Genomic DNA, 13,781 nt, shown 5'->3' on the forward strand with positions numbered 1-13,781 from the left:
ATACTGTTACAGTTTTAAATCTTAACTAAATTAAAACTCTTATACTAAGTTTCTGCTCAAAAAGATGAATTTTTAATATATCTTTTAAGATGTTCTCTAGTAACTGAATTCTCTACATTTAATAAACCTTCAGGTTCCCCGCTGTATAGTACTTTACCGCCTCTTAAGCCTGGACCGGGACCAACATCGATAATCCAGTCGGCATGGGTCATCATCGTCAGATTATGTTCAATCAGAATGACGGTATTCTGCTGATTTATTAATTGTTCAAAACACGACAGCAAGGCTGGAATATCATCTTCATGAAGACCGGTAGTCGGTTCATCGAAAATGAATATTTTATCTTGTGCATCACTGTCTAGATAACGGCTGAGTTTCAAACGCTGAATTTCGCCGCCGGACAATGTGTCGAGCGACTGCCCGAGCGTCATGTATTGAAGACCTGTTGCTTCTAAATTTTGCAGACGCGATACAACTTTTTCATTATTTTTAAACAAGGAAACAGCTTCTTCCACCGTCAGTGCCAGTACATCGGCAATGGAGTAGCCGTTTACTGTAGCTTCAAGAACTTCTTTTTTATAACGCGTACCGTTACATACCTCACATATTTGTGAAAAGTCCGCCATAAAGGCCAGTTCTGTTTTAATAACACCCTTACCGTTGCATTCAGGACATGCACCTTCAGAATTATAGCTGAACATGCTTTTCCTTAAGCCGGTCTGTTTACTGAAAAAGGTGCGCACTTCGTCAAATAAATCCATATAAGTGAGTAAGTTGGAACGGCTGGTTGCCTGTACTGCTTTTTGATCTATAAATATCGCGTCTTCCGATTTGCCAAGGCCTGTTTTAATCAGAGTGCTTTTACCTGAACCCGCTACACCGGTTACAACGGACAAGAGATCTGCCGGAATATCGACAGAAACATCTTTTAAATTATTTTTAGTGATATTTTTCAGTTTTATAAACGATTCTGCCTGCCGCGGATTTTCTTTCAGCTGATGAGTTCTATTAAGCGCGAGAATGGTCGGCGTATCCGTCTGCATCAGCTCTTCATACGTGCCGTTAAAGATAATCTCCCCGCCATGCTGACCGGCGCCGGGTCCGATGTCGATAACATGGTCAGCGATATGAATCACATCGGGATCATGTTCGACAATCAGCACCGTATTTCCTTTATCACGGATAGAGCGCATAATTTCATTAATTTTTTCAATATCTTCCGGATGCAGCCCGACACTCGGTTCATCAATAATATAAACGAGATCAGTCAACGGACTGTTTAAGTGACGGATCAGCTTGATACGCTGGGACTCTCCGCCTGACAGCGTCGGGGTCTCCCGATTGAGTGTCAGATAATTTAAACCGATATAAGAGAGAGCTTCCATTTGTTCGAGCAGCGGTTTAACGATAAACTTCGCTTTTTCATCATCTAAATTTTTCAGGAAAAGAATCGCGTCATCGATTGATAATGCAGTAAAGTCGGCAATACTCGCCCCGTTAATTTTACAGCTCAGCACCTTGTCATTAAGACGCTGACCGTGGCAGTCAGGACATTTCTGACTGGTCACGACACGTTCCACATCCGTTAAGAAACGTTTCTTTTCAAAGTTATCATTCAAAAGAAACGAACGTCTGAAGCGGTGAATCAGCCCTTCAAATTTGGCAGTCCGCGGCCAGTTATCCGGCGGGTTTTTAATTTTTCTCGGTTTTGTATAAAGAAATGTATTCATTTCTTCTTCTGTATAATCTTTCAGTTTTTTATCATTATCGAACAGGCCGCTGTATAAATAACGCTTGCCCCTCCAGCTGTCCGGTCTGAATGACGGAAATTTAATCGCATCCTCATTCAGTGACTTGTCGAAATCGAGCAGCTCATTTAAATCAATGTCTTCGACATAACCAAGCCCTTGGCACCGTTCGCACATCCCGCTCGGATTATTGAATGAAAAAACGTTAGAATACCCCACAAATGGTGTACCGACACGAGACCATAATAAACGGACGGATGAATATATATCGGAAATTGTTCCGACAGTAGACCGCGAGTTGCCGCCGAGTTTTTTCTGATTAATGACCATAGCCACCGGAAGATTCTCGATTCTGTCTACATTCGGCTTTTCATACTGGGTCAGCTGATGCTGGATGTAGCTCGAATATGTTTCATTCAGGAGACGCTCTGACTCTGCGGCCAGGACGCTGAAAACGAGTGAAGATTTTCCTGAACCTGAACGTCCAGTAAAGACGGTCAGTTTATGTTTTGGAATATCTACGCTCACATTTTTTAAATTATTCTGGTTTGCACCATGTACGCGTATATACGACATGAAATCCACCTCTGTCTATAAATTTATCTGTAAGTAAGTACAGTTTAAACAATACCCTGTTCTCCAGGTATGAAATCAGTAAGCCGGTTTTTGTGTTTATTAAATGTTTCCGGCAGGAGTAATCTGGGAAAGTAATTGTTAAGACAATAACAGGGGGCACATAAAATGAGAAATATTATTTATATTATCGGACTGATTGTAGTTATTTTAGCTGTATTATCATTCCTTGGATTAAGATAAGCAATATAAAACAAAAGCCGCGCATAATTCTCATCTTCATTTGAGATTATGCGCGGTTTTAATTTTTTAACACCTGCCGTTCATACTGTGTTCATATTGAAATTTTAGAATATGAGTAAATAGTCATTGAAAGGAAGTTTTTATGAATAATCCGGTTAAACTATTACTTGTATTCGCAGGGCTCTTTGGACTAATCGGTTCTGTCATGGGCGCACATATGGCAGGATCAGGATCATATGCATTGAGACCAATTCATGCCCATGTTTTAGTTGTGGGGTGGCTCAGTTTATTCTCGTGGTCTATTTTTTATAAAGTATTTGAAGTTAAGTATAATGCACTCTCGAAATTTCACGTCTGGTCTGCAATTATCGGTACGACGGGACTGGTTTTAGGAATGTTCCTGACAAACGTCGTTTCCTTTAATCTCCCCGAAGCAGTTACACTTATCGTTTATATCGGCGGCGGTGTAACCTTGCTTCTGAGTTTTACAGCATTTTTCGTACAAACAATACTTTATCAGCCTAAAAAATAAAGAAGCGGTTCAAAGTCCTTAAGACAGGATTTTGAACCGCCTTTTTGTTTATACAAATTTAATTCTGTTTGAATCAATACTCTTTTAATGAGCATGTCTCAGATAAACTTTACAGGGCGTCACATTATAGACATATTTTATGGTAAAATGTGTACTAAATATAATATTAGAGTAAATTAACGCAGTATAAAGGAGAAGTTACTATGGGGAAAAAAGGTTTAACAATTTTAGGAGTATCCGTTGGCATTATTGCGGTTTTAGCAATCGGGGCATACATATTGTTCCAAACAATGATCAATGACCCGAAGAACAATTATTTAATGGCTGAAATGGACGAAATAGAGAATACTTTCGGGCTGTTTGAAGAACGTTTTGAGAGCGAGCTTGAATGGTACGAGTATGCTCAGAAAAATGCGATTGACTCTAATATAAGTATTACAGCGGAAACAAATGACCCTTCTTTTCGGGAGATGGGTTTAGATCAGATGATTAATAACTCTAATATTGATTTGAACGTGGGCCAGGATATCGCGAATGAAGTCAGCACGATGGGACTGAATGCTGATGTCGCAGGTTTTAGTATTTCAGATGTGAACACCTATATTACAGGTGAAAAAGCAGGCCTCACTCTGCCATTCATTGAAGAGTATATGGTAGTGAATGAAGCGGATGCAGCATCATTCCTGAACACTCTTGATCCTGAAAGCTTTGACGGTTCAGAAGAAATTGATTACTCAATGTTTTTTGAAAGCAGCGCTATGACTGAGGCTCAGCGCGAATACTTTAAAGATGAGTATTCAACTTTCGTCCGGGAGAATTTGCCTGATGAAGCCTTCGAATCAGCAAGCGAAGAAATTACTGTCGGAGAGAACACGATTAAAGCTGATAAACTGACGATGACTTTAACAGAGGAACAGATTCATACATTCTTAAGAGACTTGTTTAATAAAATGGCTGAAGATGAGGAGCTCGCAAATATTATTGAAACTCAAATGATGGCTGCAAACTTCGGAAATCCCGAAGCTCCATCCGCAGAAGATACAGCTTCAGAGTTTAACGATTCATTGAAAGAAGCGGCAGAGAATATTGAAGATGTGGGATTCCCGGATGGTTTAACTTCTATTGTCTGGACTGATGGCGATGACAACATTATTCAGCGGGACCTGGATACAGCAGTAACAGTTGATGATTCTACAGGACAAATTGCAGTTGATGGTACTGCGGACATTTCAGAAGACAGCAAAGTAATAAACTATGATATGACCTTCACTGATGACACTATGGAGTCGATCCTTGGCTATACAGCTGACTTAAATGAAACTGAGTCAGGCTACGAAGATACAATTACTTTGAGAGCAGATTCTGAAGATTTATTTGTTATCAATTCTGTTAAAACAGAAGAAGAAGACAGCGAAGTCTGGAATGCGGATATCAACTTCAACGAAGAGATGTTCGGATCACCGCTGACATTATTTATGGAAAGCAGCTCCGTGTACAATGAGGATCAGGCGACTGGAGATATGACTCTTTATGCTGACGATGGAATAAATGTAACAAGAGATACTTTTGTGCTTAACTTAACAAGTGATAGCCAGACGGTAAATGAAATTGAACTGCCGGCTGCAGATAACGAGAAGAATATCGGCCAGATGAATATGGACGAACTTAATGCATACTTTAACGATGAAGTTGGTCCGAAGTTCGAAGAATGGATGAATGAAAACTTTGGTGCACCGACAGGATTTTAAGAAATAGAAAGGATGCGTCTGCGATGAGAATAATGAGGCATATATTTGTATTCATCGCTAACGACATCAGCAGACTGAGGAGGAAGTGGCTGACACTTCCTCTTATTTTACTTTCACCAGTAATTTTTGCAGCTCTTTTAATTTGGATGCTCAGTTCATTTCTGGAATTTGATGAAGAGAATAATATATCAGTGGGACTGGTGAATCTGGATAACAGTGAGGCAACAAGCATGATTGTTGCTGCCCTTGCTGATTCGGCTGAAGTGGCAGAAGGTCTTGAAATTATAGAAGTAACCGAAGCGGATGCCGAACAGAGAATTCTTAAAAATACACTGGCTGCTTATATAATATTTCCCGAGAAATTTACCGAAAAGATGATGCAGGGAGAGTCAAGTGAGCTTGAAGTAGTCGGCAATCCGGATATGCAGCTGGAAAGTTCTGTGATCAGCAGTGTGATTGATACAGTCGTCAGACACATCAGAAATTCACAGGCAAATATATTAACGATAAATCATTATGCCCGGGAATTTGGCATGGATGAGGAAGCCCGTGAGGAATTGATTTTTCAAGAATTTGTCAGCCAGTTTATACAAGTTCTTTCAAGTGATACCTTAATGAATGAACATCAGACAGTGCAGAATTTCAGTACGGGAAATATGTATTTCATTATTAACGGGCTGTTCGTTATTATGTCTGTCTGGATATACATGCTCTACATCGCACTGATGCGCGATATCAGCAGTAATCTTGAAGACCGGATGAGAGTCTTCGGGGTCACCTTTCTCTCCCAGGGTATAGCCAAAATTTTGACCATTGGAACGATTGTTACGGCTGCTGCCGCTCTTACAACTTTTGGAACATTAAAACTCGGCGGTATTGAGCTCCCGGCTGAAAATCTGCTGCGTTTGCTGATTCTGCTGGCATTATATATATTTACTACAGCAATAATTATGATTATTATCGATTGGCTGATTCCTTCATTTAAAATCAGTGTGATTATTCAGCTCACAGTACTGTTGCTGATTGTCTTATTCGCAGGCAGTATTATTCCGAGGATATACTTTCCGCTTTATCTTGATTCATTATTTGAGTATATGTACAGTCATCAGGCATTATCGTGGATGGAAGAAATTATTTTAAACGGCAGATTTACGATGGAAATTGATATTATGACAGCGACGCTTGCAGCAGCGGCAATCTTGTTCCTTATAGTGAGCAGCCTGAAGGAGCGGCGATTATTATGATGGATATGATATATGCGAGGTGGCTGCTTTTAAAACGGCAGCTGCCGAAAATACTATTGTGGCTCATCTTCCCTTTAGTGGCAACCATCATTGTTACAGCAGTCTATAACAGTACAAGCGATGATTTTAGAGTGCCTGCAGCAGTCGTTGTGAATGAGCAGAGTGCTGAAGCGGAAATCTTTACAGAAGAACTCGCCAGCAGTAAATTTATGAACGTCGAAGTATTTGAGGCAGAGAACAGTGCTGCAGCTATAAGACAGCTTGAACAGTACAGCTTTGACAGTGTATTTATTTTGCCGGAAGATTTTGATGAAAGAATACAAGCAGGACAGCGCAGAAACTTAATTGAAACCTATTATACAGATCGCTCGATTTATTACGAACCAGCCAAAGAACTTGCTGCTGCCATTATTCAGGAAAGAATGGGAGAATATGCGGCTGTTAATTATGTGCTGGAACTTCAGAATAACATGCTGTTTGAAACTGCAGTGAGCGCTGAAGATATCGCTTCTGAACGTCAGCGTATTGAAAATGAAACGAATCTCGTAGAACAGTCGTTTTATTTCTTTGGAGAGACAGAGAATAATGAACAGACGACGAATTTAAATCCATGGATGGTATGGGCTTATATCGCTCTCGCAGTAACTATTTTTACATTCGACTTTGTTACACGTGAAACTGTCAGCAGTGCCAGAATCAGATTTAATTTTATGAAGCATTCTTATAAGCAGTTTATGATACTGACATTTATCATCATGACCGCAGTAATGCTGATAATAGACCTTATTACTTACATGTTGATAAATGAAATGCTGGCGGCGGATATTGATTTGCTGTCACTCGTTTTATATAGATTTATTATAAACGGAGCTGCATTTCTGCTTGCTTCTTTAATGAAATCACCAATGAAACTGTATCAGTCAGCAGTTGCATTGACGTTTTTGCTGCTTGCTCTGCAACTCGCTATGCCGATTATAGTGTCGGTAACAGGAAAGCCTGTCATAACGAAGCTGCACCCGGTGGAGATGCTGATAGAGAATCAGCTTAATATTCCATGGGTCATTTTACTTATAATTTTAACGCTCATCTGGGTCTGGAGGGGTAACAATGCTGGAAGTTAAATCAATTAGTAAGCGCTACGGCAAACGTCATGTACTGGATAATTTCAGCATGACTGCTGAACGGGGAGAAATAGTCGGTCTTGTCGGTGAAAATGGTGCAGGAAAATCAACATTGCTGAAGATTTTGGCCAGTTTATCAAAACCTGATAAAGGAGAACTCTGTTTAAACGGTAAAACATACAAAAAACATTTTAAAGAACACCGTAGGACTATCGGATACGTTCCCCAGGATATCGCAGTATGGGAGGATTTAACCGTCCTTGAAAATATGAAATTCTTTGCCAGATTGTCACCGGTTAAAAAGTCTGTATCTGAATTGAAAGATTTGCTTGATAATATACAGCTCGGCAGAGATGGCACTAAAGTCAATAAATTATCCGGCGGAATGAAACGGAAATTGAATCTCGCAATCAGCTTAATAAATGAACCTGAATTTCTGCTGCTGGACGAACCGACAGCAGGTATAGATTTGAAATCCAGAATAGAAATTGGACAGTTCTTAAAAAATCTGGCGGTAAACAAAGAGACATTAATAATATATACTTCTCATGATATGAATGAAATTAAAGATGTGTGCGACCGTGTTATTGTTATCGGTAAAGATTCATTCTACAGAGATTTGCTAGCGGATTATATAAAATAATGTCTAGCGTCATTTTGTAATGCATAGCGTTACAGGTATTGTCCTTAAGGTTTTCTTAAAGAATGAGTGAATCACAAGCAATTAGGGTATGCCAATGATAGTAAATATTTTAGTTTCGAAGGAGAGATGGATATGCTTGCTTTTGTTTGGGCTGAAGATGAAAACAGGCTGATTGGCAAAGGAGATACATTACCCTGGCGTCTGCCGGCCGACGTTGCTTTTTTTAAAAAGATAACGATGCGCGGTGATATGGTGACCGGTCGTAAAACTTATGAATCTATTCCGAATAGACCGCTTCCCGGCCGCCAGAATATCGTGCTGACAACTCAGCGGGACTACGAAGCTCCGGGAGCGATAGTCGTGCATTCTAAAGAAGAAATACTCGAACTGGAGAGGACCGGTGACAAAGATCTTTATATTATCGGCGGGGCTGTGCTCTTCAAAATGTTTGAAAATGAAGTTGACGAATTATACCGTACAGTTATTCACAGTGCTTTTGAAGGTGACACTTATTTCGATGAAGATTTTGACTATAAAAAATTTGAACTGGTTAAAACAGAAAAAGGCATTGTAGATGAGAAGAATTTATATGAACACACTTTTGAGCTGTGGAGAAGAAAGAAACAGGATTGATCCGGCGGCGATAATGAGTATAAAACTAGAAATTTTTTAGTTCTTATTATTCAGCATAGAAGTCATAATTGTTGTGACACCCTGATTAGAAACTTCTTCTACAAAATCAGCGAGTACGTTTTCATCCATGCTTTCATTTTTTTCAAGCCACAGCTGAAACATGCCGATTAAGGCGGACAGCTGGTATTCAATAATATACTCGATTTTCTCAGGTTCTTTTACTTTAAGTTCATATACGTAGTCCATAATTATCATACGGATTCTCATTTTAAATTCATGAACGAAACTCGGATCTCCTTCCGGCCCGATTAACACAGCGATTTTTTCGCTGTGTTCTTTAACATAATCGTTTGTCCGGTCCAGCGTTTCAAATATATTACCGCTGTTTTTATCGAGCATCATGAGCGGCCCGAGAATCATATCTTTAGTAGGTATCAGGTTTTCCTTCAGCAGCTGCTGTATTTCATTTATATCTTTAAAGTATGTATAAAATGTTCCGCGGTTGTAACCTGCTTTATCCGTAATTTCCTTCACTGTAATTTTTGACAGCGGCTTTTCTTTATAAATATCCCAAAATGCTTCGATGAGATTATTTTTAGTAATTTCTTTCTGACTCATTTTAGACACTTCTTTCCTATTTTCAACACATTCATGGTTATTGTTTATTGATAGTATTCAACTGCTTTATTATGATTATAAGGGATTATACAACACGTTGTCGGCTTTCACAAATAAATAATATATACAAGGAGAGTACTTAATTTGAAATTATCGGATTTTTCCATAAGACGTCCTAAATTTACAATCGTCGTTATGATTATACTTATGCTGCTTGGAATTGTCTCTTTAACAAGACTTCCGCTCCAGCTTATGCCGAATATCGAACCGCCTATTGCGGCAGTGGCTACTACTTATCAGGGCGCCGGTCCTGAGGAGGTTATGGAAGATGTAACCAAACCGATAGAGTCGGAATTGTCATCCATTAACGGATTGACAAACATATCTTCCCAGTCACAAGAAAGTTCTTCAGTTGTTATTTTAGAATTCGGTTATGATATGACAATTGATGAAGTAGAAAGTGATATTACAAGAGCGCTTGACAGTGTTCAGCTGCCTGATCAGGCAGGAGAACCTTCTTTCCTTAAATTTGATATTTCGATGATGCCGAGTATTCAGATGGCTGTCACATCAAGCGGTGAAAACGTCGCAGAATATCAAGGTCAAGTTGATGATTTAATCACTGAACTTGAAAATATAGAAGGTGTCGCTTCGATTTCACAAAATGGTTCTGTAACCGAAGAAATTCAAGTTAATCTTGATGTCGATGCTTTATCGGAAATCAATATGAGCCAGAGTGATGTTGCAGGACTGATAGAAGCAAATAATATATCAATTCCAAACGCAACTATAGTTGATACAGAAAATCGCAATGCAATTTCTACACGGACGGTAAGCGACATCGATGGTGTTGAAACGCTTCGCGAACTGGTGATTGCAGATCTGCCTGACGGCGAAACCTTAACACTCGATGATATTTCTGATGTATCAATTGAAGAACAGGACAGCAATTCAATTACGAGACTAAACCAGGATAATGCACTCTCTATCGATGTTATGCTGGCTTCTGATGCTAATGCATCTACTGTAAATACCGAGTTCAATCAAGTGCTCGACGAGAAACTCGGTGAAGATGAATTCAGCAATCTGACAGTGGAGACCTTGTACGATGAAGGAGAATACATCGATCTTGCGATAAACAGTGTATACACTTCACTGATCAGCGGTGCGATACTGGCAATGATTATACTGTTTGCCTTCCTTCGCAATCTTAAAGCGCCATTAATTATCGGCCTGTCGATACCGTTTTCGGTAATTACAACATTTGCCTTGTTATTCTTTACGAATATCAGTATTAACTTAATGACACTCGGCGGCCTTGCCCTCGGTATCGGGATGCTGGTGGATAACTCGGTCGTTGTAATAGAAAATATATACCGTCATTTATCAATGGGGAAAGATTCTAAAAAAGCAGCAAGTGATGGAACTAAGGAAGTAGCTTCGGCGATTATTGCATCAACGCTGACAACAGCCGCAGTTTTCTCACCGGTCGTCTTTGTCAGCGGCTTAGTCGGCCAGCTGTTTACGCCGCTTGCAATTACAGTCGTATTCAGTCTATTTGCTTCGCTCTTTGTCGCTTTAACTGTTGTACCGATGATTTCCAGCCGTATTTTAGAAGCGCCGAAAGAAAATATTGAAAAAGCACGAAGCGAAAGACCTTACATGAAGGCACTCACAAGATTTACCCGCTGGACTTTACAGCACCGCTTCCTGGTGATAATTATTACATTGTTACTTATGGCAGCAGGAATTCTCGGTATCGTCAATCAGGGTATGACCTTAATGCCGGAAAGTGACGAAGGTGCCATTACAATTGAAATAGAGAAAGAACAGGGTACAATTTATGATGATACTTTTGAAACAGTTCAAAGTATTGAGCAACAGCTTGAAGATTACTCAGAAATAGAGATGTATTTAAGTAACGTCGGCTCACTTCAGCCGATGATGTCCATGTCGGAGGAAACTAATAAGGCGAGTATTACGGCAACACTGGTGAGCCAGGATGACCGCAGCGTTTCAACCAATGAATTTATAAGCAATATTGAAGATGAAATTACAGCGCTGGATGAATCAGCTGAAATTAATGTAATTCCTATGTCACAGTCAGGCATGAGTTCTGAGCCAAACACGATGATGTTGAGTATTTCAGATGACAATGCTGAGCGTCTTAAAGAATCCGAAGAAATTATTATTGATGAACTGGAAGCAGACGATGAAATTGAAAGTGTCGCTTCGAGCCGTGAAGATATGGTCGAAGAAATGCAGATTAGAGTCGACAGAGATTCAGCCCGTGAAAACGGCCTGCAGCCCGCCCAAATTGGCCAAGCTTTGTATGAAGCTTCAAATGGAGTAGAAGCATCTACTGTTGAAGCAAACAATGACTATCTTTCAATCAATGTAAAATATCCGGATGAGTATCTCGACAGTGTATCAAACTTTGAATCTATCGAGATTCCGAATGCAGAAGGAGATTATATTGCAATCAGTGAAGTTGCTGAACTTGAAGAAGCTGAAATGCTGCCGTTAATTACACGGGACAGCCAGGAAGAAACAAGTGAATTAACCGTTACTTACTCTTCGAATATGTCTCTTAATGAAGCAGGCACACATGTTGAAGATATCATTGAGGGAGCAGACTTTAGTGAAGATACTCACTATTCTGTGGGCGGAGACCTTGAAATGCTGGAGGATGCGATTCCTCAGCTGGCACTCGCAATCGGTTTAGGTATAGTGTTTATCTACCTTGTAATGGTTGCACAGTTTGAATCGTTCAGACATCCATTTATCGTTATTATGGCAATGCCGCTCAGCATCGTCGGTGTTATGGCTGCGCTAGTCATTACCGACAACCCTTTAAGCGTAGTATCGTTTGTCGGCATTATCATGCTGCTCGGTATAGTGGTTAACAACTCCATACTGCTTGTTGACTATACGAACCAGCAGAAAGAAAAAGGAATACCGACAATTGAAGCACTTGAACTCAGCGTTCAGCATCGTTTCCGTCCAATCGTTATTACAGCACTCACGACGGCGCTTGGGATGCTGCCGCTGGCAATCGGTCTCGGCGAAGGCGGAGAGATGATTGCCCCTATGGGTACAGTCGTTATCGGCGGCCTCGTCAGCAGTACTTTCTTTACGCTGTTCGTTATTCCGATATTCTACAGCTATATCGATAAAGAAACGCGCAACATGCATAAGAAGTACATGACACCGGAAGGTGAAGTAATTACGCAAAAAGAAATTGATGAAAACAAACGCCAGGAAGAACAGGCGGAACAGATGAGCGTTGATGAAGTCGATGAAGAAGAACAAAAACGCAGCTACATCGACGAGATGCAAAGATTAATCGATAAAATGAAAGATCTTAACAACAGAAAATAGTAAATAAAAAATGCCCCTCCGGAATTATTCCGGAGGGGCATTATATTATTACAGAAGTTCCCGTATAAGGCTGTTCATCTTTTCTGGTTCGTCCTTAGGACCAAATCTTTTTACGACTTCACCATCCCTGTCTATCACAAATTTAGTGAAGTTCCATTTAATTTTACTGCCGAGCAAGCCGCCTTGCTGTTCTTTTAAATGAGTGTACAGAGGATGTTCATTTTCGCCATTAACATTAATTTTTTCATGAATAGGGAAAGTAACACCGTAATTGATTTTACAAGCTTCAGCAGCCTCTTCCCCGCTCCCTGGTTCCTGATTGGCAAACTGGTTGCATGGGAAACCGAGAATAATAAAATTCTGATCTTTATATTGCTGATACAGCTTTTCAAGTCCGTCAAACTGTCCGCTTAAACCGCATTTTGTTGCCGTATTAACGATGACTATTACATAATCTTTGTACTTCTCAAGCTTATAAGTGCTGTGATCCTTATTTTCAACTTCTATATCATAAATACTGTTCATTGATTATCCCGCCTTTTAATTTATATACCCGTCTGAAAGTAAAAAATAACAACTTTATAAGCTTCTCAAGCGTTCCATATACATGTCATGCATAATTTTTAATTGAATGTCTGTGCCTGGGTGTTTTTCCAATACCATAATATTTTTCATCAGTGCAAGCTTCCGGGCGAAAAGACTGTAGTTATTAATCATCGTCATAATTTCATCTGTGACACCTGCGCCTGAAGGCAGTGATTTATCAGCTTGGCCATCGCTTACTATCCGGCTGACAATATTGGAAATGTCATTACGTATTTTAAAATACTCTTCAGCTTCTGTTACGAAGTTTTCAAGCTCGCCAATATTAGATTCGAATATATCAATAAATTTTGATTTTTTCAGTGCTTCCGGATTGTCCAGTCTATTGACTCTGGTGAAAATTGCTTCGACTTTCTCAATGCCTGTTGCATCCAGCAGGTTGACACTGCGATAGAAACCGAACTCTTCTGATAATATCTGATTGGCAACTGCGATAATAAGCATCTGTTTTTTCGGGAAGTATCTGAAAAGTGTTGCGACTCCGACTCCCGCTTCATTTGCAATATCCTGCATCTGTACGCTGTCCCAGGTGCTTTCAATCAGCAGTTTTTCGGCAGCATCGATGATTGCCTGTGTACGGCGTTCTTTGTTTTCCAGCTGTTTTGACATAGGATTTTCCCCTTTCATTTAATAATTATAATACATGTCTAAATATTAGCCTATCAGATAAATTAGCGTTATAATAATATTGAGA

Annotated in this window: 11 protein-coding genes; 7 read left to right on the forward strand and 4 right to left on the reverse strand. The window is 39.8% G+C overall.

Annotation, left to right across the window (positions count from 1 at the left end; genetic code table 11):
• Positions 1-56: 56 nt before the first annotated feature.
• On the reverse strand, positions 57-2,324 hold the full coding sequence (locus IR135_RS05530) for an ATP-binding cassette domain-containing protein (RefSeq protein ID WP_135097450.1): 2,268 nt from the start codon (positions 2,322-2,324) through the stop codon (positions 57-59).
• Between the two features lie 382 nt (positions 2,325-2,706).
• Here IR135_RS05530 and IR135_RS05535 point away from each other — a divergent pair, with 382 nt between their 5' ends.
• The 6 genes from IR135_RS05535 (at position 2,707) to IR135_RS05560 (ending at position 8,485) form a co-directional block, all read left to right on the forward strand.
• A complete protein-coding gene (locus tag IR135_RS05535; RefSeq protein WP_135097452.1) occupies positions 2,707-3,096 on the forward strand; it encodes a hypothetical protein in 390 nt (129 codons plus the stop codon).
• 203 nt (positions 3,097-3,299) lie between these two features.
• Complete coding sequence (locus tag IR135_RS05540) at positions 3,300-4,844, forward strand: DUF6583 family protein (protein WP_135097454.1); 1,545 nt, start codon at positions 3,300-3,302, stop codon at positions 4,842-4,844.
• Between the two features lie 23 nt (positions 4,845-4,867).
• Complete coding sequence (locus tag IR135_RS05545; protein ID WP_135097456.1) at positions 4,868-6,088, forward strand: ABC transporter permease; 1,221 nt, start codon at positions 4,868-4,870, stop codon at positions 6,086-6,088.
• On the forward strand, positions 6,085-7,209 hold the full coding sequence (locus IR135_RS05550; protein ID WP_135097457.1) for an ABC transporter permease: 1,125 nt from the start codon (positions 6,085-6,087) through the stop codon (positions 7,207-7,209). The genes IR135_RS05545 and IR135_RS05550 overlap by 4 nt, the downstream gene beginning before the upstream one ends.
• The gene (locus tag IR135_RS05555; protein ID WP_135097459.1) at positions 7,196-7,852 is read left to right on the forward strand and encodes an ABC transporter ATP-binding protein; all 657 of its coding nucleotides are present in this window, start codon (positions 7,196-7,198) and stop codon (positions 7,850-7,852) included. Before IR135_RS05550 ends, IR135_RS05555 begins: the two co-directional genes overlap by 14 nt.
• 132 nt (positions 7,853-7,984) lie before the next feature.
• Positions 7,985-8,485: a dihydrofolate reductase gene (locus tag IR135_RS05560; protein WP_135097461.1), complete on the forward strand. Its 501-nt coding sequence runs from the start codon at positions 7,985-7,987 to the stop codon at positions 8,483-8,485.
• 36 nt (positions 8,486-8,521) lie between these two features.
• Here IR135_RS05560 and IR135_RS05565 read toward each other — a convergent pair whose 3' ends face one another.
• Positions 8,522-9,103, reverse strand: a complete 582-nt coding sequence (locus IR135_RS05565; RefSeq protein WP_135097463.1) for a TetR/AcrR family transcriptional regulator — start codon at positions 9,101-9,103, stop codon at positions 8,522-8,524.
• A 144-nt stretch (positions 9,104-9,247) separates the two neighbouring features.
• Between IR135_RS05565 and IR135_RS05570 the strand changes: the two genes are divergently transcribed.
• Positions 9,248-12,484 (forward strand): efflux RND transporter permease subunit, encoded by a 3,237-nt coding sequence (locus IR135_RS05570; protein WP_135097465.1) that lies wholly within the window; start codon positions 9,248-9,250, stop codon positions 12,482-12,484.
• A 48-nt stretch (positions 12,485-12,532) separates the two neighbouring features.
• Here the strand turns inward: IR135_RS05570 and IR135_RS05575 are convergent, their stop codons facing one another.
• Entirely contained in the window at positions 12,533-13,009 is a 477-nt protein-coding gene (locus tag IR135_RS05575) for a glutathione peroxidase (RefSeq protein WP_135097467.1), read from the reverse strand.
• 54 nt (positions 13,010-13,063) lie between these two features.
• Complete coding sequence (locus IR135_RS05580) at positions 13,064-13,696, reverse strand: TetR/AcrR family transcriptional regulator (protein WP_167753371.1); 633 nt, start codon at positions 13,694-13,696, stop codon at positions 13,064-13,066.
• Positions 13,697-13,781: the final 85 nt, after the last annotated feature.

This window comes from Jeotgalicoccus nanhaiensis (assembly GCF_015235105.1).
Lineage (GTDB): Bacteria > Bacillota > Bacilli > Staphylococcales > Salinicoccaceae > Jeotgalicoccus > Jeotgalicoccus nanhaiensis.